The sequence below is a fragment of the Vibrio sp. 10N.286.48.C11 genome, assembly GCF_041469805.1.
Taxonomy (GTDB): domain Bacteria; phylum Pseudomonadota; class Gammaproteobacteria; order Enterobacterales; family Vibrionaceae; genus Vibrio; species Vibrio crassostreae_C.
Window position 1 is genome coordinate 1 of sequence record NZ_JBFRLK010000028.1, and the last position, 25,584, is coordinate 25,584.

Sequence of the window (25,584 nt, forward strand, 5' to 3'; positions counted from 1 at the left end):
CTCTTAAGTGAACGGCATTAATGCATGTGCATCGGTTTTTTTGTTTAACGAGACTCAAGTGCTTGAATCAATCGAACCCATTAAGCGTTCGCTTGTTCCAGATCTTGTTGCTTGTCTTTCTTGCCTAATAGGCGGCTTGTGATCGTACCGGCTGTCATAGCACCAGATACGTTAAGCGCCGTACGTGCCATATCGATAAGTGGCTCGATAGAGATAAGCAGTGCTGCAATCGTTACAGGAAGGCCCATAGCAGGAAGTACGATAAGCGCCGCGAACGTTGCACCGCCACCTACGCCAGCAATACCGAATGAGCTCACTGTGATAATAGCAATCAGAGACAGAATGAAGTTGATGTCCATTGGGTCGATGCCAACTGTAGGCGCAACCATGACTGCTAGCATTGCAGGGTAGATACCCGCACAACCGTTTTGACCAATCGTCGCACCGAAAGAGGCAGACAGGTTAGCAATCGCTGGTGGCACGTTTAGCTTAGTGATTTGAGCTTCAACGTTCAGTGGAATTGTTGCTGCAGAACTACGAGACGTGAAAGCGAACGTCAGTACAGGCCAGATCTTTTGGAAGTACTCTTTCGGGTTTACACCAACAAAAGAAACCAACACACCGTGTACGACGAACATCAGTAGAATCGCAACGTAAGATGCAACGATGAAACCCAGTAGGCTGAGGATGTCAGAAGCACTTGATGTTGCAACTACCTTCGCCATTAACGCTGCGATGCCGTATGGCGTTAGTGCCATGATCATCTTAACTAAGCGCATAACGATAGATTGTGACGCTTCAACGAAAGTACGGATTGGAGATTCTAGTTCTTCTTTCTCTGCCATCACTTTACGAGCAGCGATGCCCGTTAGCACACCAAAGATAACAACCGCGATGATAGACGTAGAGCGAGCCCCCGTTAGGTCTGCAAATGGGTTAGTCGGAATAAAGCTGATCAGCATTTGTGGAATTGTTAGGTCTGAAACGCTACCGATGCGGCTTTCAAGTGTTGCGATACGTGCTGTTTCGCGAGCGCCTTCTGTTAAACCTTCAGCAGACAGGCCGAATGCTTGCGTTACAACAATACCAACAATCGCAGAAATCGCGGTTGTTGCTAACAGTACAGAAATGGTGATACCAGAAATCTTGCCCAGTGAGCCGCCTTTTTCAAGCTTCACTACTGCTGCAATCATTGAAACCAATACTAATGGCATGATCACCATTTTCAGTAGGCCAACATAACCACGGCCAACAATATTTACCCAGTCTAGTGTTTCGTTGATGACCGGATTGCCTTCACCAAATAACAGCTGTAGACCAAGACCAAATGCGCTACCAAATACTAAACCGAGTAAAACGAGGCGAGAAAGTGTGTTTTCTTTTTTCTGCTGTCCGTAGAGAAAAAAGAGGATACCAGTGAATACCGCTAAGGCAGCGATAGCTGAAAATGACATTTGTTTTCCTTATGAATCTCTTTAAATCGATAGGGCGCTTAGATATATGGGCGCAAATACTGTTAGCTACAGTAGCGACCTGTAACAAAACGTAAAATAAGGAAAAGTAATTTATTAGAACGATTAGTAATATCCACTCAATAGGATGGGTGGATATTCAACATTGTGATGAATAGGTGAGCTTTTTAGCGATATTTTGCCAATAAATTGAGCATGTCACTTGACGAGTAAATTTCGATATTTTGGAAATTATTTTCGAATAACCGGAACAACATTGCTTTGGCTACGTCTTCCGACTGAATAGGGCGTAGGTTTTTGAACTTACCAAGCATAAATGGAGACAGCAGAGGAAAGACACTTTGCAGGAGTTTTTCATCAGCTCTAGGTTCATCACGCTCACCCACCAGAGGCCCAGGGCGTGCGATGAAAAGCTGCTTGAAGCCAATACGTTTTAAATTTTGTTCCATTTGTCCTTTACAGCGAAGGTAGTGCGAATAAGAATCTGGTGAAGCGCCATAGCTAGAAACGACCGCTACGCGTTGAACCCCAAGAAACTTCATCGACTGTGCGACTTGGCTAACCAGTTCCACATCGATTTTGCGAAGCGCTTCTTTTGATCCTGCCTTTTTCTTAGTCGTACCTAAGCAGATAACGCCAAGATTAGGCGTCGCATTCGTGTCATCCCAACTGGTAACTTGCAGGTCGCTGTGAATGAGTGTGTGGAGCTTGTTGGAATCAAACTGTGAATCTAACGCTCGGCGAGATAGGGCATAGATATGATCAACGGCGGGTTCATCGATGAGCAACTTCATCACATGATGACCAATTAACCCGGTTGCACCAGCCACCACGACCGATGTTTTGTCTCCAGAAATGCTCATTTTAATCCCTTCTTCACTCCACAAGTGCTTGTTTAATATAAACAGTGTTTGAATTTTAAGCGAATAAAAGTTTGTTAAACGAGTGGTTAGTAGTATGTGGGGAGTCGCCTGTTTATGGAAAAAGAGATGATTTAGTTTGGCTCGACGCATAAGTACGGTCTGAAGCATAAGTACGATATGAAACATAATGGCGGTGGGAAAGATAAATGCGGTTTGAAACTTAAGTTAGGCGTTAAACATAACAAAGCCCGCTGGGCGACGGGCTTTGTTACTTTTCTTGCTTCTTACTAGGTAAAGGACAGTGGGATTTTCCTTACCTTTTTGCTAGCTTTCTTACTTGATTTATTTGGTTTTCTTTTACTTGAATTTGGAATCATTACACCTCCTAAATCGTTGTTCTGTTTTGTCTTTCAATCGATTGTTTTTCTTCGTGTAGCGTCAGTGTTGTGGGCATTCACTGTATGGGTACTTATCAATGGAGAGATTAATAAGTAATTTAGATAAGGCATAAACGATGCCAAAATGTAAGTTATTGATAAATCTATTATCAGTATTATTTGTGTTTTAGGGTTCGTCAATTTGACTGTCAATCTGAGAAAAAACCAGTGTGATCTGTTTAAATTAAGAACACTCTCTGCGGTTTCTGCCATATAGCCATAGATACAGCCTTGCTTAACACGTAAACTGAGTCGTAATTCACATAGACCAAGGACGTGCTATGAACCTCAAGCTTGATACTCTTGCTCCCACTCAGATTTATCACCTGATGACACAAACCGTTGTTCCTCGCCCGATTGCGTGGGCATTGACGGAATCTTCTGACCAAGAGTACAACCTCGCGCCTTTCTCTTATTTCACGCCTGTTTCTAGTAATCCGCCGTTACTGATGTTATCGGTTGGGAAGAAGCCGTCCGGCGAAATCAAAGATACCACTCGTAATACCCTAGAAACGGGTAAGCTAGTGATTCACATTGCTTCTTCAAGTTCTGCCGAAACCATGACGGCGACAGCAGCTACCCTTGAACATGGTGATTCGGAAGTCACCGCGAATAACATTGATCTGGTTGAATTTGAAGGCTTGTCTTTACCGAGATTGAAAGAGTGTGCGGTCGCTTTTGGATGCACCTTGTACGAAGTAAAAGAGGTTGGAGAAGTGCCACAAAGCCTTATCTTTGCTCAAGTCGAAACCGTGTACATTTCCGAAGATGTGATCGATAAAGAGAGTGAACGTCTTAAGGTTGATGCGTTGGCATTGGACCCACTGTCTCGACTTGGTGGCGGTGAATACGCGACGCTTTCTAATGTGTTTTCTGTCGCACGCCCTAAGTAGCAATACTTAAGTAGCAGCCCTATATCAACGTACCCAGAATAAGCGTTTTTAAAAACTATGTTAGATACCCAATACTCGCAGTACATCCAACACCGAATTGACCAAAAAACCAAGCCACTTGGCGCACTTGGCTTACTAGAAAAAGTCGCTCATCAATTGGCATTGATTCAGAGCCAAGGCAAAGAAGCTGCGGTTGAACACATCGAATTGAATAAGCCAAGTATCATCATTTTTGCTGGCGACCATGGCATTGCTGACGAAGGCGTGAGTATTGCCCCAAGTGCCGTCACACAACAGATGGTGTTGAACTTCTTAAGTGGTGGCGCGGCGATCAATTGTTTCTGTGCGGTGAATAATATCGATATCACGGTAGTCGACACGGGGATATTGTTGCCTGTGGAATCAGACAGTGACATGTTGATCTCTCAGCGCTTGGGTACGCGAACCAATAACTTTGCCAATGAAGCGGCAATGAGTTTAGAAACGGTTGAACGTGGGATTGAACTGGGTACAGAGCTTGTATCTAGAACCATTTCGAACGGCACCAATATCATCATGTTTGGTGAAATGGGCATCGGTAATACCAGCAGCGCATCAGCGATCTTAAGTGCATTAGCGAATCGTGCTGCAGCGGAGTGTGTTGGCCTAGGCACTGGCATCAACAATGAACAGCTTGCACGTAAAGTGGCTGTGGTTGAGCAAGGTGTCGCGCGTTGCAAAGGTTTAGAGCTTACAGATCTTAAAGATATTAAAGGGCTTAAAGATATTAAAGAGGTACTCGCACAAGTCGGTGGCTATGAAATCGTTCAAATGGTCGGTGCTTTCCTTGGCGCTTACCAAAACAAAACCCCAGTATTAGTCGATGGCTTTATCGTGTCGGTTGCGGCGTATGTCGCGACTTTAATTGAACCAAACTGCCGAGACTATATGATCTTCGCACATCGCTCTGAAGAGTCGGGGCACAAAATTCTTTTAGAACTGCTCGACGCTGAGCCACTGCTCGATCTTGGATTGAGATTAGGTGAAGGCACAGGTGCTGCGCTAGCTATGCCAATCATTCGTGCGGCAGCCGAGTTCTATAACAACATGGCGAGCTTCGAAAGTGCTGGAGTCACGGTTTAATGAGTGATGCACCAGAAAGATCGTTGAAAGATCGAGTTACTTATCAGTGGGAGCTTTTTGCACTGGCGATGGGTTTCTTTTCTCGCTTGCCAATGCCGAAGAATATGCCCTATTCATCAGAGCGAATGAACCGTTCGGGTCGTTATTTCTCTACGGTTGGTTTGTTGCTTGGCGTACTGTGTGGCGGTGTGCTCTTGCTACTCGATGCCATACTGCCGAGTGCGGTGGCGATCTTTTTGATGATGAGTTTTAGCCTGATGCTCACTGGCGCATTCCATGAAGACGGCTTGACCGATATGGCCGATGGTATTGGTGGCGGCATGACCCTAGAACGCCGTTTAACCATCATGAAAGACAGTCGAATTGGTACCTATGGCGCGTCTGCTCTGGTTATGGCTCTGCTGGGTAAGTGGGTGCTGTTGAATGAACTCGTGAGCATGACTGGACTGTTTATGGTTATCGTGACCAGTTATACCTTTAGCCGCGCGATTGCTGCATCGCTAATTTACGACATGCCTTATGTCAGCGATTTAGATACCAGTAAAAGTAAACCATTGGCCAACAAGCAAACCAAAGGTGAACTTACCTTCTTATTGCTTGTAGGCGTGCTGCCTAGCCTGTGGTTTGGTCTTGAATTCGCTTTGGTTTTATCTGTCGTCGCCTATCTGTTCAGAACAGGTTTCAAAAAGTGGTTAACGGCTCGAATTGGCGGCTTTACTGGGGACTGCTTGGGTGCGGCTCAACAGTTAATGGAGTTGCTGACTTACCTTGTATTCATTACTGCATTTTACAATGGCTTTCTATAACGGCTTCCTATGACCAACACGAATGAAACTATTCAAGCTAATCAAATTAATCAAGCAAGTCAGCGAAACAGCCATTTGGTATTGGGCGGGGCTCGTTCTGGTAAGTCTAGTTTTGCAGAGCAACAAGCATTATGTGCGCTTGAAGCATGTTCAAATGGACGCCTCAATTATATTGCGACAGCGACATATCTTGATGATGAAATGCGAGAACGAATCGCGCACCATCAACAACGTCGTGGCGAGCAGTGGATTGAGCATGAAGTACCCGTCGAATTAGCCGAAAAACTGCAGTCTTTTGAGAAAGAAGATGTGGTATTGATTGATTGCCTAACCTTGTGGTTGAACAACATCATCTTTGAACTGGGTGATGACGCAACTAATGAACAGGTTGAAGCCGTGGTTGAAGTATTGGTCAAAAGCGTCGAGCAAAGTCCGGCGCAAATTATCATGGTCTCTAACGAAGTCGGTTTAGGTGTGGTGCCGCTGGGTAAAGTGTCTCGCTTGTTTGTGGACAATGCAGGACGAATGAACCAAGCGCTAGCTCGCGTCGTTGAGCGCGTCACGCTGGTTGCTGCCGGATTGCCGCTGCACTTAAAACCATCTAATCACTTGCTTGATATTCAAGGCTAGGTCGCACACATGGTCAATGGAACAACCAAAAACATCTATTTGTTAAGACATGGCAAAGTCGAAGGAAAAGCTGCGCTCAATGGTTTATCTGATGTGTTGGTTAACCCAAACCTTCAACAACAGATTTGTGATGCGTTGGCTGAGCATGATATCGCTTTCGATGGTGTTATTACCTCACCATTAAGACGATGCAGTGACCTGGCAACCCTGTATGCAGAGCGCATGTCGGTGCCTTTGTCAGTCGCTCCTGATTTCCAAGAAATGAATTTCGGTGAAGTTGATGGTGTCCCATTTGATGAACTTGAAGACAAGTGGGCGATGTTAGACACTTTTTGGCAAGATCCCGCAAATCATCAACTGACTGGTGCGGAAAGTTTACAGAGCTTCCATGACAGAGTAACTCAAGCTTGGTCGCAACTTTTGAACAATCCAAGTGACAATCTATTGTTGGTTACTCATGGTGGCGTTATTCGAATGTTATTGGCGTATTGCCTTGATATTGATTGGAAAAATCCGAGCTTGTACTCGAAGTTATCGATAGAGAATGCATCAATAACCCATATTCAAGTCACTCAGTTTGCGCAGAGCTTTATCAGCGTTAAATCGATAGGGATACCTGTTCTCTGAGTGTTCAAAAAACACAGTTTAAGAATTAACAATCTATTAGAACTGTAAATAGAAATAGAAACAGAAATATAAATAGAAGTATAAAGCGGCGTTCACAGCCGCTATACCTGATTGGTATTACTACCTACGTGAAAGGAATTTAGTCATGACAACACCAAGTTGGGATCTAAGCATTGCTTATAGCGATCTTAATGATGCAAAAATCGAACAGGACATTGAACTCATTCAGCAGTGCATTGAGCTGTTGAACCTACACGTTGAAAAGCGTCACATTATTCTAGCGATGCAAAACGCGATTCAGACTTCTGAAGCGGCTGGCACGCTACTAAGCACGATCAACACCTTCGCTACCTGCCACGCATCGGTAGACGCAACGCACACAGAAGCCAAAGCACTGCTTGGTCGAGTTGCCAAACTGAACTCTGAAATGTCTCAAGCATTTAGCCCTTACGAAGACACACTAATTCATGCAGAACCAGAGTTTATTGATGCAGTATTAGAGCATGAGAGTGCGGACGTAGCAGGTCAACGCTTTGCGATTGAGAGCTCACGTAAATTAGCAAGCAGCCGACTCAGTGTTGCTGAAGAGCAGTTATTAGCAGCGATGAAGGTTGATGGTCGTGACGGATGGGGTCGTTTATACGATAACCTAACCGGATCTTTAAAACTGTCGCTAAAGCTGGACGGTGAAGAGGAAGCCCTAGGCTTTTCACAAGCCGCGAGCCTGTTGTACGGCAGCGAATTCGACAAACAAGAACCAGCATGGCGCGCGGTTCAAGGTGCGATGAAAACGCACCAAGAGTCTTTTGCTTCGATTCTAAATGCATTGGCGGGTTGGCGACTGACTGAAAACAAAAAGCGTTCGAAGATTAGCGATGTGCATTTCCTAGATCCAAGCCTACACGGCAGCCGCATTGTGCCAGAAACGCTAGACACCATGATGTCGGTAGCGAAAGCTAATCGAGCTGTTGGTCAGAAAGCAGGTTTGTTAATGGCAAGAGTTCACGGGCTAGATGAAATGAAGCCTTGGAATCACTTAGCTGCGATGCCGCCGCTGGGTGACGCTGAATCTAAGGTTTACCCATTTGATGAGGCGATCGACGTGATCAAAACTGCGTTCGCTGAAGTAAATCCAGAGATGGCTGATTTTGTCGCTTTGATGGTTGATAATGGTTGGATTGATGCCGCACCAGCAGCCAACAAACGTTTAGGCGCTTACTGCACCAAGTTTGCTGCTACACGCACTCCGCTTGTGTTCATGACATGGAGCGGTAGCCGCTCAGATTTAATGACATTGGCACACGAGTTAGGCCACGCGTTCCACAACTGGGTGATGAAAGACATGCCGTTGTGTCAAACACGCTACCCAATGACGCTGGCAGAAACCGCTTCGATCTTTGCTGAAAATATCGTTCGAGACCATTTGTTAAAACAAGCACAAACACGTAATGAGAAACTTGAAATGCTGTGGGAAGAGCTTTCTTCTTCTTTGGCATTAATGGTGAACATTCCCGTTCGTTTTGAGTTTGAAAAAGCCTTCTACGAGCAGCGTGAAAAAGGCGAGCTAACGGCTCAGCAGCTGTGTGACTTGATGGAAACGACTTGGAAAGAGTGGTATGGCGATGCAATGACAGAAGCTGACCCTTACTTCTGGGCGAGCAAACTGCATTTCAGCATCTCTCAAGTAAGCTTCTACAACTACCCATACTTGTTCGGTTACCTGTTCAGTAAAGGTGTTTACGCTCAGCGCGATGCGAAAGGTGAGCAATTCTACGGCGATTACGTTTCGTTGCTTCGTGATACGGGCAGCATGATGGCGGAAGAAGTCGTTCAAAAGCACTTAGGAATGGACCTGACTCAAGCTGATTTTTGGCAACAAAGCATCGACATGGTCAAAGTTCAAATCGATGAATTTGAAAGATTGCTCGATCAGGAAGATTAATTGATCTCAATCTGTTCATAGCAGGTAAGAGCTGTGTTAGCTTACGTGGCTCTTATCTTGCTGGCATAACCTGAGATAAGCCGAAACAACCAAAAGTCTCTTTAAATAGAGAAAGTTATTTGGAACAGATGTCGGTTAGTAAAGTCAGCAGGTAATATAAAAATATATGGGTAGTATTTGTGAGTGATAACGGAGTTTCTGTTGATAAGTGCGATCCTAGCAACACAATTTCTATGTACAATTTATTAACATACGGCCGTGCAATTAAGGAGTAGCGCATGACGAAGACCCTCTTTCGCCAATCATTTCTTTTTGACAGCCTAGATCTTGAGCAAGAAGTGTTTGCAGGACAGACCGTACTGAGTAACGGTGTTCAAATTAAGCTTCATCAACGCGGTGTCTTGGAAGTGATTCCCGCGGATTTTAATTCTGAAACCAAGAACATCATTTTTTCAACCGGTGTTCATGGCGACGAAACTTCACCAATGGAGCTGATCGATAAGCTCATTGAGGATATTGAAACAGGTTTCCAAGTAGTAAACGCGAGATGCTTGTTTATCATAGCTCACCCAGAAGCCACTAACGCGCATACTCGTTTTCTTGATGTGAACATGAATCGTCTGTTTGATGAAAAGCAGTACGAGAGCAATCGAGAAGTGGATATCGCGAAGAACTTGAAGTTCTTGGTGACTGAGTTTTACAAAGAAACGGAACCTGCCACTCGTTGGCATCTAGATTTGCACTGTGCAATCCGTTTATCTAAGCATTACTCGTTTGCAGTGAGCCCTAAAGTTCGCCACGAAGTACGCAGTAAAGAGCTGTTTGATTTCATTAACAGTGCGCACGTGGAAGCAGTGTTGTTGTCAAATGCGCCAACCAGTACATTCAGTTGGTACAGTGCTGAAAACTTCGAAGCGCAAGCACTGACAATGGAACTAGGGCAGGTCGCGAGAATTGGTGAGAACCAACTTGATAAGCTAACGGCTTTTGACTTGGCGATGCGTAACTTGATTGCTGAAGTTGAGCCAGAGCATTTACCTAAGCGAACCATCACTTATCGCGTGAGCAGAACCATTGTTCGTTTACATGATGACTTCGATTTCATGTTCTCAGATTCTGTAGAGAACTTTACCGCGTTCAAGCACGGTGAAGTATTCGGTCATGATGGTGATAAACCGTTAATGGCTAAGAATGAAAACGAAGCGGTGGTGTTCCCTAATCGTAATGTTGCTATCGGTCAACGAGCAGCCTTAATGGTGTGTGAAGTTGAAACGCGATTCGACCATGGTCAGCTTGTGTACGATTAATATCGACTCGGGTTTAAACGACGAAAACCACCGCTCAACTGGTTGAAATATCAAGGTTCACATTACGGTGTGAGCCTTGAGTTTATTTGGGGATACAGGTAAGGTTACGCGAACATTTTCAAAGTAGCTTGATATGGATTTCCAACAACTTCTTCACCAAAAACAGCGCAAATGGACTAGAGCCATTTATCTGATGGCAGCACTGCTTGTCGCGCTGAGTGCGATTTACCTAATGGTTGGCGATCTTTTCATTTCCCCTCTGGGCACATTGTCCACGTTAGAACAAAAACTACTGATTGATTTACGCTTACCTCGACTATTGGCGGCTATTGCTATCGGGGCAGGGTTAGCCGTATCTGGCGCAAGTTTACAAGTCTTATTGGGTAACGTATTAGCAGAGCCCGGTGTGCTCGGCATTTCTGGTGGTGCAAGTTTGGCGATGGTTATCGTGCTGTTCTTCTTGCCGTTTGCTCCCACACCAGAACTGTTCATGATTGCCGCCGTTTTAGGCTCGCTCTGTTTCACCGTGATACTGGTGAGCATGGTAAAAACGATGCGACTCACCACGGCTAAATTACTGCTAGTGGGTGTCGCGTTAGGCATTCTTTCTGGCGCGATGGTGACATGGGCGTTCTATTTTAGTGATGACTTAAGTCTACGCTTATTGATGTATTGGCTGATGGGCAGCTTAGGTGGCGTCACTTGGTATCAACACTCGCTCACGTTGGTGATGATCCCCGTGATTATTTGGCTGTGCCTGCAAGGTAGTAAGCTAGATAAGTTAATGATTGGCGAAACGCATGCCGCACAGTTAGGCGTAAACGTACCGAGATTGCGCTGGCGTCTAATTTTCGCCGTGTCTATTTTAGTCGGCTGCGCGGTAGCTTTAGGTGGCGTGATCAGCTTTGTTGGCTTGGTTGTGCCACACTTGTTGCGTTTAGCGATTGGTACTGATAACAAATACCTTCTTCCTTTGTCTGCCGTTGCTGGCGCTGCGTTGTTGGTGTTTGCTGATATCTGTGCAAGAACCTTATTAGATTCCGCAGAGCTGCCTTTGGGTGTGATGACCACCAGTATCGGTGCGCCTATCTTCATTTGGATGTTAATTAAAAATCATGATTCAAATTAAGAGCCTGAGCGTCGGCGCTCGTTTATTACCACTATCATTTGAGCTCAAGCAAGGGCAGGTGACTCACGTTATCGGCCCTAATGGCAGCGGTAAAAGTACCTTGCTCGAAGCGATATCTGGAATTGGTGATGGTTACAAAGGCGATATAAAGATCGACGGGCAGGATTTGTCGGAGCTGTCTTTACAAGATTTATCATTGCATCGCGCTTACTTGTGCCAAAGCGCAAGGCCAGCCTTCAACTTAGAAGTGTTCCAATATCTTGCATTGTCACTGCCAAGCTCCTCACACGGCCTTGATGCTGAAATCAACGTAGCTTTGGAAGAAATCAGCCAGATGCTAGACATTGCAGACAAACTTCATCGCTCAATTCAGACACTGTCTGGTGGTGAATGGCAACGCGTACGTTTGACGGGAATGTGCCTGCAAATTTGGCCGACACTTAACCCATACGCGAAGCTGCTGATCCTCGACGAACCCGCAGCTCCGTTGGATATTGCTCAAGAAGCCTTGTTGTACAAGCTTATCGAACGAGTGGCTGAGAAGGGCATCGCCGTGATCATGGCTAACCATGATTTGAACAGAACACTAAGACACGCAGACCAAGTGTTGTTGCTCGATAAAGGTGTACTTCAAGCATCAGGCTCAGCTGATCAAGTGCTTACCCCTGAGCAGCTAGAGTCCGTGTTCAACACCGAAGTCAAAAGTATCTCAGTCGACAATCAGACCTATCTGCTGTTTGGTTAACTTAAGCTCATCAATACAAGGCAATCTATATGTTTAGATATATTCAACGACGACGAATCAAGAAAGTAATCAAATCACTTTCTGCAAAGTTGGTGAAAGCGTACGGAAGCCGTGATTTCTTCTCTATTGGGCAGGTTGAAACAAGTTCTCGTGAGTTGAGTAAACGCCAACAACAGATTGCTTTAGCCTTGTTTGCGGATCCACAAGATCTTGCTGTTGAATTAGCTCCAACTATTCAGTTGCTGCGTAATGATGTGTCTAATGACTTCTTTGGCGGAGAAGACTACACAGCGCGAGATGTACTTAATCTATTGGGTGGCGGCGGTTGGAAGGGCGGTCGTATGGACGATGACATGTCGAATCGATTTGGCATGAATAGCCGCTATTAGTTTAGCTCGTTCAAATTAACGTTTAATGATTTATCCATTTATAAACGTATACGCTCAATAGCTTAGCGACTTTACAGCAGTCTCAACAACGTAATAATGATGATAAAAAGCACTCAATATCATTATTTATGCGAGCGTTTCACTCCAATTAATTCAATGAAAAAATACCTTCCTAGCGATCTATTTTCTTAGGGAATGCGTAATTTTTGTCGGTAAAAATTGATAGTTCGAACCAATATCATCTATCTACAACGCATTTGTTTGAGTTGTGTGATGCTGATTCCTATTAATATAAAACCCGCTGTTATTGATAAAATTGACGTATATATTTTTCGTTGTTCTTTAAGTCGGAAACTATAAACCTTCGAATTACAGTGCTGGTTGGTTAGTAACCAATTGGTTTTGTGTTTAGGGTAAAATAATAGAGAGTGGGAAAGTGACAACAATAAATAATAATATTCTAAAAATAGCAGTGGGTATGGCTATGCTATCGAGTGTGCCGTCAGTGGCAAATGCTCATGGTTGGTCTGAGTTTCCAAGCGCGCGTCAGAACACGTGTTACGAGCAAGGCGGGATTTGGTCGGGTACACCACCTAATGCTGCGTGTGCTCAAGCAAAAGACATTTCGGGTTCATACCCGTTTGTTCAACGTAACGAGTACGCGAAAAATGTCCAAGATTTCAATAATATCAATGCTGTAAAAGCGGCGATTCCTGACGGCACGTTATGTTATGCCAACGATTCGCAAAAACGCGGCATGGGTGCGCCTCATACTGGTTGGACTCGTACCGAGCTAAATACTGGTACGTTTGAATATGTATTCAATGCGACAGCGCCACACAACCCTTCTTTCTGGGAGTTCTACCTAACGAAACCAAACGCGGACCTAAGCAAAGGCCTAGCGTGGGGAGACTTAGATCTTATCCAAGAAGAGGGTAACGTTCCGGTTAATGGCGGCAAGTACCGCATTAATGTCACTATTCCTTCAGACCGTTCTGGCGATGCGATTCTATTCGTTCGTTGGCAACGTGATGATGCTGCGGGCGAAGGCTTCTACAACTGTTCAGACATCACTATCGCGGGTGGCACAACCCCTCCACCAGAGCCTACACCTCAACCTGATCTAGTCCGTGGCGACCTGTTTGTTTCTGACCAGTTTGGTACGCCAGAAATTGGTGATACGGTTAAGTACGACATCATCAACAAGTACGGTGAAGTCGCGCGTAGCTTCGACATCGTTATCGACGCTTCAAACGTTAACGATTGGGCTCGCTTGTTGGCTTCAGAGATTAACGGCTGGCACGAAGAGTTTAAAGATGGCGCGATCTTCATTGGTGATTGGCACGCTGAAATGCAGCACTACATGTACTTCCAAAACGATCCTTCACGTAACTTCTTTAACTCAAAAGATAGCCGTGCTTCTGGTCAGTTAACGCTGATTGATGGTGGCGACGGTGGTGTTGAACCATTAAAAGGCGACATCTACGAGCTAGTGAAGAGTGACAACGTAGTGAATGCTGGCGACAAAGTTGTAATTGCAACAAGCGAAGCGGCGACATTGACTCAAACTCAAGGTACTTCTGTAAGCATTCAAAATAACGGCACGGCTTCTATCGTAGTTGATACCACTGGCATCACTGCAAACGAAACTTTATCGTTTATGGCTAGCTCGATTGAAAGCGACAGTGTTGAAACCTTCACTTTTGAAGTAATTGCTGATGACGGTGGCGTAACACCAGACCCAGATCCAACGCCGGATCCTGATCCGACTCCTGACCCAGACCCTACGCCAGATCCAGGTACGTGGGACTCATCAGCGACTTACCTTGGTGGCGAAGTCGTGACTTACTCGAACCAGTCATGGAAAGCACAATGGTGGGTTCAAGGTGGTACTAACCCTAAAGCGACTTACGAAAATGACAAATGGGGCGTTTGGCGTCCAGCCAACTAATCTTAACTATTGTTAGTTAATTAGCCTTGCAATAATAACCAAGACACCACACTTTTTGACGAGTGTGGTGTCTTTTTTAGCGTCTGCATTTGCGGTTTTGAATGTCATCAGCCTAGAAAAAGTGATTCAGGAACGGAGTCTTAATCACTCAGCACGGCTCTATAAGAAGATGAGAGTTATATAGAAAACAAGAGCTATATAACGTTTTGTAATGTGTTGACGAATTATTTCAGAGTAAGGTTTTCTTTAATCTCATCGTTAAGATACCCCTGATCAAAATCTGGTGTCATAAATTCGACGGAGGAGGAGTCTAGATAGCTGGTTTCTAGATGACTCGGCTCTAGATAATGGGGGTCTAAGTGATCAGCACTTACGTAGGTGGGAATCGCAGAAAACAAAACGATACTGATCGCTGCAGCGATATTAATGGCTTTGTTGCGTTGAGGAGTCATTTTCATAGTAGTGCCCTCGAAAGGTGGGCAAATCCATCTGCCTATGAGAATTGAATCTGAGATGTTTAGAAGTCGTAAGACAAACCAAGCGTAATGATATTGTCGTTGTCGATCGGGCCCATCGATTGGCCGTTCAAGTAAAGGTCACCTTCGTTGGTATTGAAGTAGGTGTATTTCACGTAGGGTGTCCAGTCGTCGATGCTTTTAGAGAGAACGACTTCGTGCTCATTGGTACGGTAGTCGCCTTGATGAAAGATTACGTTGTCATCGTTGTGGGTAAACCCGCCATTGGATCCATCACTGTTTTCGTGAGTGTATTGATAAGCTAAATCCCAGCCTGCGAGTGAGTACCCCGCACCGGCGATGAACTTATTGGTGTTGATCGTGGTGTCGCTTACATTCTCGAGTACTTGCCCTGACTGGTTATATCCCAATCCACCGAATACATTGAAGTTGTCGTTCACTTGATAATCGATAATACCTTCGATTAATAACTCTTCACCGTTGTCCCATTTACCGAGTTCACCGTATAGGTTGAACGTGAAGGATTCGCTGATGTGAAAGTCGTGTCCGTAACCCGCGGCTAGCCAACCCTGGTCATCAAAACCTATATAGACTTGTCCATTTTCTGAGGTATCGATTAATGCGCCAGCTTCTGTGGTGTAGACACCGTTATCAGCAGCATTAGAGGCAACGTTTTGTTCGATGTAAACTTGAGTCGAAGTCGCAAACGCTGCGCTGCTGAGTAACGTAAGTGGTAGAGCAATAAGGTTAAGTTTTTTCATGGATTCTCCAGTGTCGTTCTATTGAATTAACTTGCTAGAGAGTATGTGATTAAACTGAATTTATATTAACAGGGTTAACTTTAGTTAAAACCTCAGTTTCATTTATGTTTCCTTAATGCTGATTTGATTGCTTCACGGGTTTTGATGTGCTGTTCGTCTTTAGCGTAGCGGCGGTGATAGAGCATTCGAAACGTGATCGGTCTTAATTTGATGGGGATAGGGTGAACGCGTAAGCCAAGCGCTGGTGCAAGCATTTCTGCAAAAGAGCGAGTAGAAGCGGCGATATAATCTGTCGTGCTTGCCAAAATCAGCATGCTTGAAATTGAGCTGGTTTCAATTCTGACTTTTCTCGGCTCGATATCGCTCTCTGATAAAAACTCGACCGTGTTCATGTTGGCGCGTTTGATCTTGAGCGCAATATGTTCCTCTTGGAAATACTCTTCTTTACTTAGTGTCTCACCAATTCGAGGGTGGTTGATTCGAGTCAGACACACGGGCTCCTCATCGACGATGGTTTCTTCAATCAATGAGTGTTTCTTACTCGAAAGTACATCAATGACGATATCTACTTTTTGTGCAGTAAGCGCATCAAACAGTTCTTCCTCTTCGAGTGGCGCTTCCGTAAAGCTTACGCCTTCAACCTGGCTAACGAAATGAAGCAAGCTCTCTGTGCAATAGACTTTAAGGTCATTCTTTTGCTGCTCAACCGTTCCAATGATGTTCAATGGGTCTTCTATCTTATTAGCGAGTGATACCGCTGCTCCAGTGGGCGCGATACCTCGTCCTTCTCTCACAAATAAAGCCTTGCCCACGACACCTTCGAGTCTCTTAATCGCCGCGCTTACCGCGGGTTGAGAAATATCGAGCTGCTCTGATGCCACGGTGATAGAGCTGTGTTTGTAAACGGCCAAAAATGTCGTCAGTAGATTAAGGTCCAAATTCAGTTCCCTCTATTCTTATTGCCACTCATCCAAATCATGGTGGAGTTATCATTAACTCATAAATGAAATGGAGGTTTTAAGTAAAGTTTACACTATATATCAAGGTTCTGTTTATTAATAAACTTGTTTGCATCGGAGTGAGGAAGGAACTTCATTCATTTACTAAATACTCAGACCGATAGGTGAAACTATGAGAACTTTCGCAAAATTATCAATCATCTCTACAGCAATGATCATCACGACAACCGCTTTTGCTGCTGACCCAATGATGCAATACAACACCAAGCAAACTAACTCTGATATTCAAAAACTCGAGAAATTTGAATATCACGAGGGTGAAACCCTTGAAGAGTATCTGAGCACTCAACCTAAGGGGAACTTGTACTCTTCAGAAGAAGAGGTGCTTTCTGTGTTAATGGGCGGTGTAAACAATGGTGACTATCGCAAAGAAACCAATTCAGGTTGGAAAGAAGGCCTGATGTTTGAGGGCATTGCACCTTATGGCGATCACATGGTGTCGGGCGCCAACTGGTTCCCACGCACTGAAGAAGTTCAACCGGATGAAATGCGTGTCACGTTCATGGGGACATCACCAATGATTCGCCCGGGGCAGGCAAACACCTCGATATACGTCGAATTGGGTAACGGCTCTAACTTTGTCTTTGATTTAGGTGAAGGATCAATTGCGAACTACGTAGCGGCGGGTGTCGCGATGAATGAACTCGACCATATCTTCATTACTCACTTACACGTAGACCATTACGGCTCGTTACCTTACCTGTATCAATTTGGTGGTTGGAATGGTCGCTGGGAAAAGCCGCTTAACATTTATGGTCCGAGTGGTGCGACTCCAGAATATGGCACTCGTCATATGATTGAAGGCATGCAGCAAATGTTGAACTGGCACACCGACGCATTTGATGTGTTCCCATCAGGCAACGACATAGTGGTACACGAGTTTGATTTCCGCGACGACGGAGGTGTTATCTATGACCAAGACAATGTGGAAGTGATTCACTGGCGACGCAGTCACGCAAAAGATGGCGCGTCTGGTTACCGCTTGAATTGGACTCAAGATGACGGTCGAGTGCTTTCGTTTGTTTGGACAGGAGACGGTCGCCCAACCGAGTTAGATTTGAAATACGCAAAAGGTGCAGACTTGTTCATTACTGAGCTGCAAACCGAAACGTTTGGTGTGTCTTCGATTATTCAAGGTGTACCGCCATTCTTAGCACGTTACACCGTTGATACTCACCATACACCAGCGTACGCGGCGGGTTATGTGGCGAATGAAGTACAACCGCGCTTGTTCATGACAACGCACATGACATTCGACCCATATCTCAATGAGGAAACCGTTGCAGAGGTTCGCCACCATTGGCAAGGGCCTTACCACTTCGGTGCGCCAGATGGCATTGTCGTTAACATGACTAAAGATAATGCGTGGGTTCGTGAAGGTATTTTACCTGATTTCCCGAATGCGCGAGCGCCACAATTTGATATGGCCGATGGGTCTGACTTTAGAATCCCGCTGCCGAAAAACAGCCGTGAAGACATACAAGAACAAGAGATTCGTGATTTAGAGTTGGATCCAAAACTGTACTACCCAGAAGGCTACCACCCAGAGCTGTTAACTGAGTGGCCAGTCGACCGTGACATCGTGATCCCAGCTGAACAAGTACCAGAAGCAATGAAGCAAGGTATGAACACCAAGCAAGAATACATGGATAGAGTGCGTGCTCACCACAACCTTGAGCGCAAGTCGGTAAGTCGTCCAACTGAGCCTGGTGAAGGAGCAGGAACCGACAACAAATAGGGTATTTGCAGTGAGGGCTGATATTGCCCTCACATCCTAAAAAGTTAGGTAAATAAACCCATTCTCTTACTCAATCATAAAAACTATTGCTTACAACATCTTTGCTTAGAATATCTGGAGTTCATTATGAAAAAATCAATTTTAGCGGTCGTCATTCTATCTTTAGTGTCAGCGTCTGTTTTCGCTAACGGACAATCCAATGCTCACAACTATCAACCTGGTGCGACGAATAACTCAGAACGTTTAGCGGATATTGATCCTAACTACGAACTGACCTTACCTTCAGAAAAAGAAGGCTACACCATGTATGACAACCAATCCATGTCAGATGGTGGGACCTACACAACGTATGTCAAACCGAATCCTTCCGATGCAATGCATGTCGCCGATGAAGGCTCGCTAAAAATAACGCATGGAGAAGGTGGTGTCATTATGACGGAATACACCACAAAGAATGGCCAACACACGTTTTCAGTGATGTGCGGCTACACTTCGGGTCCATCATACTGGGCTGACGGAAAACCAGCGAAGGTATGTGAAGAGGCGCAAGCACTAGCGGTTGCATTGGAAGCAAAAGGTGAATGGGAGGTGAAGCCAATGACTTACACCATCGCACCAGCAAGAATCGTAGTTGATAAGTGATTTTTGTCTATAGAACGCTCGTTATATCGAGCCTCGTTATCCAATCATATTGATTATTTGTAGTGAGACAGAGGGGTACTCAGGCTGAAATGGTCTTGAAGTTCCCCTTAACTTAGCTCATCTCACAAGAAGCTAAGTCAGCCAACTAATCAAATTTGTATTCGAAAATACAGAAGGTCTATCCCATGAAAAATACCATTAAGCTACTGGCTATCGCATGTGTTTTACTTACTCCAATGCATGTCGCCGCTGCCGAACATAATCATAGTCACAATCATTTTAACCCTGAATTAGAGAAACTTGGCGACGATATTATTGGTCTAACCGTGTGTTACAAAAATGGTCATCTATCAGATGAGAATCAAGAGCCTGCGTTTATGAACCTTATCAACCACGCCAATGTAGAAGGTGAGGAGCTGGGGATGTTCTACATGGACAAATTGGGTCCTAAAGCCGAGCAAATCATGAGTGATGATGAGGCTCGACGTTTATGGACCGAAGAATATTGTGCTGATTTAACTGATACCTATTTGGACTCACACAAGTTAGCTCAAAGAGCAAATGAACACAAAGGTTATTCCCACGGACACGATCATGGTCATCACCATAATCATGACCACCATGGACATGGCGATTTAACGCCGGAGGTACTTGAGCAAGATATTGAGAGAGGGCGTTTACTCAGTATCAATTAAGCCCAATAAGATAAGTTCATCTAACCTATTGTTAAATATTCACTATTTGATAGTGTGTCTAGGTGTACATTAAGGATGTGTTTCATATTTAGCGATGAAAATAGTAGGAGTTGCGATGAGTATTATAGTGAGACGGTCTGAACCGTCAGATGCAAAGGGAATAAAAGAAGTTTACGAATGCACTAATGCTTATACCGGTACGCTGCAACTCCCAAATCCATCTCTGGAAAGCTGGCAAAAACGAATCTCTAATATGCCTGATAACGTGTACTCGTATGTTGCGATGATCGACGATGAGATTGTTGGCAACTTGGGAATGGAAGTGTGCGTGAATCCAAGAAGACGACATGTGGCTTCATTTGGTATGGGTGTTAAAGACGATGTGCTAGGCAAAGGTGTGGGTAGTCAGCTGCTCGCGACCGCGATCGACTTGTGTGATAACTGGATTAACATCAAGCGAATGGAGTTAACGGTATACACCGATAATGAAAGAGCGATCAGCCTGTATAAGAAATTTGGCTTCGTGATTGAAGGGGAGTCAGCAGGATTTGCCTTTAGAAACGGCGAATATGTAGCGGCTTATCATATGGCTCGACTGGTATAGCATTTAGCTGCAATTAACACTCGGCTACAATTAACACACAGCTGCATTTAACACAAAGCTACAACTGACACTCGGGTACAATAAGCACACAGCTACGATTAACACAGTTAGAATTAACTGACAGATAATAAAACGCCACGTTATTTAAACGTGGCGTTTGCTATTTTAGTGAGCTGCTCGTTTTAACAGCTTCATACTCAGTGCAACTTAAGCCGTTAGTGGCTCAAGGTTCGCAGGACGGTAGTGTACAGATTTTAGTACTTTACCTTGGCGAACTGTCTTGCCTTCAGATACGAAATCTTCCGCACACTTAGCGATGATGTATTCGCCTTTTTGAACCGCCATCAGCTTGATGTTCTGCTCAGCATAGAAAGCTTCTGTTTCAGCGTATTCAGTTTCGTTGCGGCATACTTTGCTCATGTTGCTTGAGTGTACTTCGTCCCAGCAAGGCAAGAAGTCAATTGAGCGGTTTTTAGAAACATTCAACAGTAGGTCGATCAGGTAGCTGATTGCTAGATTGTCTTCAACCTTAGCTTGACCAAGGTGAACCAAGCGTCCCATCAAAACATAAACGCTGTCTACAATAGCGTCCGCTTGTTCGATTTTAGAGTCAGCTTCTGCAAGTTCTGTTAGTTCTTCGATCGCTAGAGAGGTATGTAGCGTATCGCCTTTTTCGTCCATTGTTTCAGGATCAGCAACAGGCAGATCAAAAGTACTGCGGAACTCTTCAATGTCGCGGTAAAGGTGATCGTAGATTTCTTGGCTTAGTTGAGAAAGGTTCATTTTCCTATCCATTCTGTTTCGTTAATGGATTATTTTACCAAAGCTAGGAATAGGGTGCTAACGCAAAGTCGAAGAAGTCGACTTTTATTCATTGGACCAATGAGGTATTTTGCATACAAACCAATTGATTATTATGTTTTTTTACACTTTACTCTTCTTAATATACCAAATATTAATGTTGCCATTAACTTCGGCTGCAGTGGGGCCTCATTTATGAACCAAGCCAGTGAAAGCGAAATTGTTATACGTCGCTTGTATCAAATCACCAATGATTACCGGAAGGGCTTCGATATTCAGATCGCTCAGCTGCTTATCATGGGGCTTGAACGCTTCAACCTTGATATCGGTATTTTATCTAAAGTCGAGGGTAATACTTACTTAGTTGAACACTCTGTCACACCTGAAGGGGTTGAGCTCAATAGTGGCGATATCTTCGATTATCGTTCAACCTATTGCGAAATTACATGTAAATCGATTGGTCCTATCTGCATTGAGCATTGTGGCAAACACGATAAGTATGCGACGCATCCCGCTTACCAGTCTTTTGGTTTAGAGTCTTATATTGGCATCCCGATTTTCGTTAATGATGAGCTTTATGGCACTTTAAACTTTTCAAGCCCAGCCCCCTATCATCGCGAGTTCAAAGAGTTCGATGTCGACGTGATGAGACTAATGGCATCATGGATTGAAGTGGAGCTGGTTAGAAGACAGCAAGAACGAAAACTCAAAGAGCTGAATGAGAAGTTAGAGTACCAAGCTCTGTATGATCCTCTGACACACTTGCCAAATAGACGTTGCTTGTTTAAAACGTTGAATGCGGAAGTCGAGCAGTTAAAAGGCTCTTTAGGAAAGGGAACCTTGGCGGTTGTCGACATCGACTTCTTTAAACAGGTTAACGACATTTACGGTCACCAAATGGGCGATGTTGTATTAAAGAAAGTGGCGAGCGTGCTGAACAATAACACTCAAAAGGGTGAGTTTGTGGCGCGTTTTGGTGGTGAAGAGTTCATTCTTTGGTATCCAAATAAAACACCAAATTATGTTGAAGATAAGTTCATGACTCTTTTGCAAGAGATGAAGAAAATCACACTGGATCGAAAGCCTGTCACTATATCAATTGGTGCGTGTCATTTTGAGTTGAGTACAGGGGATACCAAAGGGGAAAGGGTGTCGGCGTTAGATAAGCTCATCAAAGTTGCCGATGAGTGTCTGTACATTGCGAAACAAAATGGACGAGATCAGTTCATTTCTCGTCCATATCATCAAGAGCGCTCAGGAATTTGAACCATCTTGTTAGCGATTAACTGAACTATTAACTAAACAAGTAAGGGAACAGTTGACGGCGTTCTTCTGGCGTTAAAGACTCAACTCTTGCGATGTTGGTGTCTGGGATCGCTTCAGGGTTAGGGTAGTGCTTCAGTACCTTTTCCATGCTTGCTTCACGAATCAAATGGTAAACAGGGTATGGAGAGCGATTCGTTAGGTTTTCATCGTCTTCTGGATCCGCACCACCAAAGCAATAGTCAGGATGGAACGTTGCCACTTGGTAAACGCCTTCCCAGTCTTGCTGTTTGATCAACGCTTCAACCCAATCAATGAACATGTTGTAGTCGAAGAAGTCTTGCAGCATGTTAGGAACCACCACTAAAGTCGTCTCTAATTCAGCAACTGGCGTATTATCTAACTCTACGAAATGCGTCATGATGTCTTCCAGTAACGCTTCTTCCGTATTCGCTTCACTCACAAAGATCTTAATCTGTTTATTACGTTGTGGCTTGGCTGCGAATGGGCACAGGTTTAGGCCAATAACGACATCGTCTAACCACTGTTTTACTTGGTCGTGGATGGTTTGAAGATCTGTGCTTTGAGTGTTCGACATAACAGGTTCCGAAATGAAATTTTGCGTAGGATATCAGAACGGACGTTAATCAAAAGCAATAATTGAGTTACAACCCTAGTCGTACTTATGCTTGTGCGAGTTTAGAGGCCGATACTTGAAGTTGTTTTAATTGGTAGACCCAAGCAAATATCGCAACATAGAAGATTGAACCGCCCGCAATCACGCCATTCCAACCGAATAGTTGCCAGCAATACAAGAGTAAGAAACCACCTAAGCTCCCGCCTATGTAATAGTGTACTAAGTAAAGAGCGGTTGCCGTTGCCTTAGCGCTCGGTGCTTTTTGACTTACCCAAGAGTAGGCAAGGGTATGGGCGAAGAACGCGCCGCCACTAATCAATAACAAGCCTGCTAGCATGAACGGAACTTTGTCGACTGCAGAAATTAGCATTCCGATTAAGCTAATACACACGCCCATCAATATTCCGCTTAACGGGTCAAAGCGAAGTGTCCATTTGTTGGAGAGCTTAGAGCTGACCGTACCGGCCAAGTAACATAGGAATATCAGCGAAGCTAAACCTACAGGCACTGAATGAGGCGCAGAGACTAGCCTAAAGCCCATCACCGAGTACAGGTTAACGAACAGAGCAAAGTTAGCACCCCCAATCAACATCGCGAGCCACAGTGTACGGTTTTTTAAGTGCATCATTACAGAGCGGTTATGGTGAAAGAACAGGCCTTTCTGTGGCTTAAAGTTTTGTTGGTCAGGTAAGCTATATGCAATATAGAGAGCGCCAAGCAAAGAGCCGACAACGAAAAACAAAACTGTCGCATGCCAGTCGAAATAATCCGTAATCAAGCCACCCAATACACGCCCGAAAATACCACCTAATGAGTTAGCCGCAATATAACCACCAATCGCGACTGCGAATGCTTTCGGTGATAACTCTTCGACCATATAGGCAACCGCCACGCCTGCAAAAGCAGCAACCGCGATTCCCATGAATGCTCGGGCAATAACAAGCTGTAGTAGGGTGGTTGTGAACACCATGCTCAGCCCAATCAAAGGAATAGCGAACAGACTGAACAGAATAATGGGTTTACGACCAAAGGTTTCAGAGGCAATTGCCCAAGGTACCAAGCTAATCGAAAGGCCGAGTGTTGTAGCAGCAAACAACCAGTTGATCTGAGTTTCAGATACTTGGAAGTGCTCCGCCATGTGCGGCAAGATTGGCTGAAAGAGGTAAAGGTTACAGAAAATGATAAACGAGCCAATCGCCAATGATTGGGTGATGCGTTTGTATTGAAGACTGCCTTTATCAAACATTTACGTTGTGCCTGCACGAGTTAGTAAGCTATTTGTGAACAAGTTATCAGCACAAGTGTGATTAAAGAAATATATTAAAAATATCACCCCTATATATTAAATATATCGCCATGCTTGAATCAAAACCTCTTCGACATTTTCTGGCTGTTGCGCAGTTTGGTAACTTCACTCAGGCCGCCAAAGCGCTGCATATCGCGCAGCCCGCATTGAGCATTTCTATTAAAAAACTAGAACAGACGCTTGAGTTGATTCTATTCCGTCGAGGCGATAAATCCGTCACCTTAACGGAAGAGGGAAAGGTACTGTTTGAGCATGCGAAGCGAATCGCCCAGCAGTTTGATGACGCTCAACTCGCGATGAATGAGCTAAAGGGGTTAGAGAAAGGCGAGGTTCGATTAGGCGCTCCAAGTATGATGGGCAGTTATTTTTTTCCCCAAGTCGTGATGGCCTTTAAAAGCCAATACCCAAACCTAAAGTTGACCTTGATTGATGCAGGCACCGCATCTATTCGTGAAATGCTGTTAAACGGCGAACTCGATATTGGCGTAATCAACCATGAAAACGTGCCTGATGATCTTGAAACTGACCACCTGTTAAGCTCAGAAATGTTAGCTGTAGTTGGCAAAAATCACCCACTGGCAACGCAACCATCCATCACCTTTGAAGAATTTTTTGCTCAAGAGCTGATCATGTTCAAATCGGGCTACTTCCACCGCGATTTTATCGATGCGACTTGTAAGAAGTACAATCTCGATATGACCATTGCGTTCGAAACCAATTTATTGCCAATGATTCTTTCTATCGTGAAGCGAGAGTTTGCCATCACCGCGTTGCTTAGCTTGGTGACAGAATACGAGGAAGATGTCGTAGGCGTGCCATTTAAAGACCCTGTGAAACTGAACCTATCTTTGGCGTGGAGAAAGGAAGGGTATCTGTCAAAAGCAGACCGAACCTTTATTGATTTCGTTAAGCGGTATGTGTGATTTAGTAAGATTTAAATAAACAAAGCCCGAACATCCTAGATTGGATATTCGGGCTTTGTTGTATAGAAGTATGACTGGCTCAGAGCACGTTAGGTGTTCTTTGAGTTATACATCTTATCGAAGTTTTTCTGATTCCAGCCGACCATCACTTGATCGCCGATTTTAAGCACGGGGATAGAACGAGCACCCATTGCTTGCAATTCTTTACGGCCACGCTGCATCTTTGCATTCGTCAGGCGGTAAACAATTTTCTTAGAGTCTAAATACCTTTGGGCATCTTTACAGTGCGGGCATTTGTCTGCGACGTACAATACAACACGTTTCATTTTTTCATTCTCTTGGTGAATCTCGCTAAAGTGTAACGAATCCTAGGTGATTAGAAAAGTGTGATCAGTTACACTATGCG

Annotated in this window: 26 protein-coding genes; 17 read left to right on the top strand and 9 right to left on the bottom strand. The window is 44.5% G+C overall.

Going from position 1 to position 25,584, the window contains the following annotated elements; genetic code table 11:
- Window positions 1–80 precede the first annotated feature (80 nt).
- On the bottom strand, window positions 81–1,454 hold the full coding sequence (locus tag AB4209_RS08755; protein ID WP_017059148.1) for an L-cystine transporter: 1,374 nt from the start codon (window positions 1,452–1,454) through the stop codon (window positions 81–83).
- Window positions 1,455–1,639: 185 nt separating this feature from the next.
- Complete coding sequence (locus tag AB4209_RS08760) at window positions 1,640–2,335, bottom strand: NAD-dependent epimerase/dehydratase family protein (RefSeq protein WP_017059149.1); 696 nt, start codon at window positions 2,333–2,335, stop codon at window positions 1,640–1,642.
- Between the two features lie 718 nt (window positions 2,336–3,053).
- Between AB4209_RS08760 and AB4209_RS08765 the strand changes: the two genes are divergently transcribed.
- The 11 genes from AB4209_RS08765 (at window position 3,054) to AB4209_RS08815 (ending at window position 14,313) form a co-directional block, all read left to right on the top strand.
- Window positions 3,054–3,665 carry a flavin reductase family protein gene (locus AB4209_RS08765; protein ID WP_372055575.1) on the top strand — a complete coding sequence of 204 codons (612 nt, stop codon included), beginning with the start codon at window positions 3,054–3,056 and terminating at the stop codon, window positions 3,663–3,665.
- 57 nt (window positions 3,666–3,722) lie between these two features.
- Entirely contained in the window at window positions 3,723–4,787 is a 1,065-nt protein-coding gene (gene cobT, locus AB4209_RS08770) for a nicotinate-nucleotide--dimethylbenzimidazole phosphoribosyltransferase (protein WP_372055577.1), read from the top strand.
- Complete coding sequence (locus AB4209_RS08775) at window positions 4,787–5,593, top strand: adenosylcobinamide-GDP ribazoletransferase (RefSeq protein WP_372055579.1); 807 nt, start codon at window positions 4,787–4,789, stop codon at window positions 5,591–5,593. The genes cobT and AB4209_RS08775 overlap by 1 nt, the downstream gene beginning before the upstream one ends.
- A gap of 9 nt (window positions 5,594–5,602) precedes the next feature.
- On the top strand, window positions 5,603–6,223 hold the full coding sequence (cobU, locus tag AB4209_RS08780; protein ID WP_017059154.1) for a bifunctional adenosylcobinamide kinase/adenosylcobinamide-phosphate guanylyltransferase: 621 nt from the start codon (window positions 5,603–5,605) through the stop codon (window positions 6,221–6,223).
- A 9-nt stretch (window positions 6,224–6,232) separates the two neighbouring features.
- Window positions 6,233–6,850, top strand: a complete 618-nt coding sequence (cobC, locus tag AB4209_RS08785) for an alpha-ribazole phosphatase family protein (protein ID WP_372055581.1) — start codon at window positions 6,233–6,235, stop codon at window positions 6,848–6,850.
- A 145-nt stretch (window positions 6,851–6,995) separates the two neighbouring features.
- Complete coding sequence (locus AB4209_RS08790; protein WP_371721622.1) at window positions 6,996–8,792, top strand: M3 family oligoendopeptidase; 1,797 nt, start codon at window positions 6,996–6,998, stop codon at window positions 8,790–8,792.
- Between the two features lie 278 nt (window positions 8,793–9,070).
- Window positions 9,071–10,099, top strand: coding sequence for a succinylglutamate desuccinylase (locus AB4209_RS08795; protein ID WP_017059157.1), 1,029 nt, complete (start codon window positions 9,071–9,073; stop codon window positions 10,097–10,099).
- Window positions 10,100–10,232: 133 nt separating this feature from the next.
- The gene (gene btuC, locus AB4209_RS08800; RefSeq protein ID WP_017096955.1) at window positions 10,233–11,228 is read left to right on the top strand and encodes a vitamin B12 ABC transporter permease BtuC; all 996 of its coding nucleotides are present in this window, start codon (window positions 10,233–10,235) and stop codon (window positions 11,226–11,228) included.
- On the top strand, window positions 11,215–11,973 hold the full coding sequence (gene btuD, locus AB4209_RS08805) for a vitamin B12 ABC transporter ATP-binding protein BtuD (protein ID WP_372055583.1): 759 nt from the start codon (window positions 11,215–11,217) through the stop codon (window positions 11,971–11,973). Before btuC ends, btuD begins: the two co-directional genes overlap by 14 nt.
- A 29-nt stretch (window positions 11,974–12,002) precedes the next feature.
- Complete coding sequence (locus AB4209_RS08810) at window positions 12,003–12,362, top strand: DUF6559 family protein (RefSeq protein ID WP_372051074.1); 360 nt, start codon at window positions 12,003–12,005, stop codon at window positions 12,360–12,362.
- 484 nt (window positions 12,363–12,846) lie between these two features.
- Window positions 12,847–14,313: a lytic polysaccharide monooxygenase gene (locus tag AB4209_RS08815; protein ID WP_371724527.1), complete on the top strand. Its 1,467-nt coding sequence runs from the start codon at window positions 12,847–12,849 to the stop codon at window positions 14,311–14,313.
- Window positions 14,314–14,537: 224 nt separating this feature from the next.
- Here the strand turns inward: AB4209_RS08815 and AB4209_RS08820 are convergent, their stop codons facing one another.
- The 3 genes from AB4209_RS08820 to AB4209_RS08830 all read right to left on the bottom strand — a co-directional run bounded on the left by AB4209_RS08820 (window position 14,538) and on the right by AB4209_RS08830 (window position 16,488).
- Entirely contained in the window at window positions 14,538–14,771 is a 234-nt protein-coding gene (locus AB4209_RS08820) for a hypothetical protein (RefSeq protein WP_372055585.1), read from the bottom strand.
- A 59-nt stretch (window positions 14,772–14,830) separates the two neighbouring features.
- Complete coding sequence (locus AB4209_RS08825) at window positions 14,831–15,550, bottom strand: hypothetical protein (RefSeq protein WP_102393881.1); 720 nt, start codon at window positions 15,548–15,550, stop codon at window positions 14,831–14,833.
- A gap of 98 nt (window positions 15,551–15,648) precedes the next feature.
- A complete protein-coding gene (locus tag AB4209_RS08830; protein WP_017068280.1) occupies window positions 15,649–16,488 on the bottom strand; it encodes a LysR family transcriptional regulator in 840 nt (279 codons plus the stop codon).
- 193 nt (window positions 16,489–16,681) lie between these two features.
- On the opposite strand from AB4209_RS08830, the gene gntH reads away from it, so the two are divergent.
- From gntH to AB4209_RS08850, 4 genes are all read left to right on the top strand, one after another.
- On the top strand, window positions 16,682–18,307 hold the full coding sequence (gntH, locus tag AB4209_RS08835; RefSeq protein WP_017068281.1) for a guanitoxin biosynthesis MBL fold metallo-hydrolase GntH: 1,626 nt from the start codon (window positions 16,682–16,684) through the stop codon (window positions 18,305–18,307).
- A gap of 126 nt (window positions 18,308–18,433) precedes the next feature.
- Window positions 18,434–18,949 carry a hypothetical protein gene (locus AB4209_RS08840; RefSeq protein WP_017068282.1) on the top strand — a complete coding sequence of 172 codons (516 nt, stop codon included), beginning with the start codon at window positions 18,434–18,436 and terminating at the stop codon, window positions 18,947–18,949.
- A 185-nt stretch (window positions 18,950–19,134) separates the two neighbouring features.
- Window positions 19,135–19,644, top strand: coding sequence for a hypothetical protein (locus AB4209_RS08845; RefSeq protein WP_017068283.1), 510 nt, complete (start codon window positions 19,135–19,137; stop codon window positions 19,642–19,644).
- A gap of 115 nt (window positions 19,645–19,759) precedes the next feature.
- Entirely contained in the window at window positions 19,760–20,248 is a 489-nt protein-coding gene (locus AB4209_RS08850) for a GNAT family N-acetyltransferase (RefSeq protein WP_017068284.1), read from the top strand.
- A gap of 207 nt (window positions 20,249–20,455) precedes the next feature.
- Here AB4209_RS08850 and AB4209_RS08855 read toward each other — a convergent pair whose 3' ends face one another.
- A complete protein-coding gene (locus AB4209_RS08855) occupies window positions 20,456–21,031 on the bottom strand; it encodes a nucleoside triphosphate pyrophosphohydrolase family protein (RefSeq protein ID WP_139684022.1) in 576 nt (191 codons plus the stop codon).
- A 213-nt stretch (window positions 21,032–21,244) separates the two neighbouring features.
- On the opposite strand from AB4209_RS08855, the gene AB4209_RS08860 reads away from it, so the two are divergent.
- Window positions 21,245–22,315 carry a diguanylate cyclase domain-containing protein gene (locus tag AB4209_RS08860; RefSeq protein ID WP_372055587.1) on the top strand — a complete coding sequence of 357 codons (1,071 nt, stop codon included), beginning with the start codon at window positions 21,245–21,247 and terminating at the stop codon, window positions 22,313–22,315.
- Between the two features lie 28 nt (window positions 22,316–22,343).
- Here the strand turns inward: AB4209_RS08860 and AB4209_RS08865 are convergent, their stop codons facing one another.
- Both AB4209_RS08865 and AB4209_RS08870 read right to left on the bottom strand, forming a co-directional pair.
- Complete coding sequence (locus AB4209_RS08865) at window positions 22,344–22,910, bottom strand: DUF1415 domain-containing protein (RefSeq protein WP_102393884.1); 567 nt, start codon at window positions 22,908–22,910, stop codon at window positions 22,344–22,346.
- Between the two features lie 85 nt (window positions 22,911–22,995).
- Window positions 22,996–24,195 carry an MFS transporter gene (locus AB4209_RS08870; RefSeq protein ID WP_372055589.1) on the bottom strand — a complete coding sequence of 400 codons (1,200 nt, stop codon included), beginning with the start codon at window positions 24,193–24,195 and terminating at the stop codon, window positions 22,996–22,998.
- 110 nt (window positions 24,196–24,305) lie between these two features.
- Between AB4209_RS08870 and AB4209_RS08875 the strand changes: the two genes are divergently transcribed.
- Entirely contained in the window at window positions 24,306–25,178 is an 873-nt protein-coding gene (locus AB4209_RS08875; RefSeq protein ID WP_372055591.1) for a LysR family transcriptional regulator, read from the top strand.
- Between the two features lie 89 nt (window positions 25,179–25,267).
- On the opposite strand, the gene AB4209_RS08880 is transcribed toward AB4209_RS08875, so the two are convergent.
- Window positions 25,268–25,504: a glutaredoxin family protein gene (locus AB4209_RS08880; RefSeq protein ID WP_016786183.1), complete on the bottom strand. Its 237-nt coding sequence runs from the start codon at window positions 25,502–25,504 to the stop codon at window positions 25,268–25,270.
- Between the last annotated feature and the right edge of the window lie 80 nt (window positions 25,505–25,584).

Excerpts from the sequence above, each read along its gene's own strand:
- AB4209_RS08755 (WP_017059148.1), bottom strand. The coding sequence starts at position 1,454 with ATGTCATTTTCAGCTATCGCTGCCTTAGCGGTATTCACTGGTATCCTC.
- AB4209_RS08760 (WP_017059149.1), bottom strand. The coding sequence starts at position 2,335 with ATGAGCATTTCTGGAGACAAAACATCGGTCGTGGTGGCTGGTGCAACC.
- AB4209_RS08765 (WP_372055575.1), top strand. The coding sequence starts at position 3,054 with ATGAACCTCAAGCTTGATACTCTTGCTCCCACTCAGATTTATCACCTG.
- cobT (WP_372055577.1), top strand. The coding sequence starts at position 3,723 with ATGTTAGATACCCAATACTCGCAGTACATCCAACACCGAATTGACCAA.
- AB4209_RS08775 (WP_372055579.1), top strand. The coding sequence starts at position 4,787 with ATGAGTGATGCACCAGAAAGATCGTTGAAAGATCGAGTTACTTATCAG.
- cobU (WP_017059154.1), top strand. The coding sequence starts at position 5,603 with ATGACCAACACGAATGAAACTATTCAAGCTAATCAAATTAATCAAGCA.
- cobC (WP_372055581.1), top strand. The coding sequence starts at position 6,233 with ATGGTCAATGGAACAACCAAAAACATCTATTTGTTAAGACATGGCAAA.
- AB4209_RS08790 (WP_371721622.1), top strand. The coding sequence starts at position 6,996 with ATGACAACACCAAGTTGGGATCTAAGCATTGCTTATAGCGATCTTAAT.
- AB4209_RS08795 (WP_017059157.1), top strand. The coding sequence starts at position 9,071 with ATGACGAAGACCCTCTTTCGCCAATCATTTCTTTTTGACAGCCTAGAT.
- btuC (WP_017096955.1), top strand. The coding sequence starts at position 10,233 with ATGGATTTCCAACAACTTCTTCACCAAAAACAGCGCAAATGGACTAGA.
- btuD (WP_372055583.1), top strand. The coding sequence starts at position 11,215 with ATGATTCAAATTAAGAGCCTGAGCGTCGGCGCTCGTTTATTACCACTA.
- AB4209_RS08810 (WP_372051074.1), top strand. The coding sequence starts at position 12,003 with ATGTTTAGATATATTCAACGACGACGAATCAAGAAAGTAATCAAATCA.
- AB4209_RS08815 (WP_371724527.1), top strand. The coding sequence starts at position 12,847 with ATGCTATCGAGTGTGCCGTCAGTGGCAAATGCTCATGGTTGGTCTGAG.
- AB4209_RS08820 (WP_372055585.1), bottom strand. The coding sequence starts at position 14,771 with ATGAAAATGACTCCTCAACGCAACAAAGCCATTAATATCGCTGCAGCG.
- AB4209_RS08825 (WP_102393881.1), bottom strand. The coding sequence starts at position 15,550 with ATGAAAAAACTTAACCTTATTGCTCTACCACTTACGTTACTCAGCAGC.
- gntH (WP_017068281.1), top strand. The coding sequence starts at position 16,682 with ATGAGAACTTTCGCAAAATTATCAATCATCTCTACAGCAATGATCATC.
- AB4209_RS08840 (WP_017068282.1), top strand. The coding sequence starts at position 18,434 with ATGAAAAAATCAATTTTAGCGGTCGTCATTCTATCTTTAGTGTCAGCG.
- AB4209_RS08845 (WP_017068283.1), top strand. The coding sequence starts at position 19,135 with ATGAAAAATACCATTAAGCTACTGGCTATCGCATGTGTTTTACTTACT.
- AB4209_RS08850 (WP_017068284.1), top strand. The coding sequence starts at position 19,760 with ATGAGTATTATAGTGAGACGGTCTGAACCGTCAGATGCAAAGGGAATA.
- AB4209_RS08855 (WP_139684022.1), bottom strand. The coding sequence starts at position 21,031 with ATGAACCTTTCTCAACTAAGCCAAGAAATCTACGATCACCTTTACCGC.
- AB4209_RS08860 (WP_372055587.1), top strand. The coding sequence starts at position 21,245 with ATGAACCAAGCCAGTGAAAGCGAAATTGTTATACGTCGCTTGTATCAA.
- AB4209_RS08865 (WP_102393884.1), bottom strand. The coding sequence starts at position 22,910 with ATGTCGAACACTCAAAGCACAGATCTTCAAACCATCCACGACCAAGTA.
- AB4209_RS08870 (WP_372055589.1), bottom strand. The coding sequence starts at position 24,195 with ATGTTTGATAAAGGCAGTCTTCAATACAAACGCATCACCCAATCATTG.
- AB4209_RS08875 (WP_372055591.1), top strand. The coding sequence starts at position 24,306 with ATGCTTGAATCAAAACCTCTTCGACATTTTCTGGCTGTTGCGCAGTTT.
- AB4209_RS08880 (WP_016786183.1), bottom strand. The coding sequence starts at position 25,504 with ATGAAACGTGTTGTATTGTACGTCGCAGACAAATGCCCGCACTGTAAA.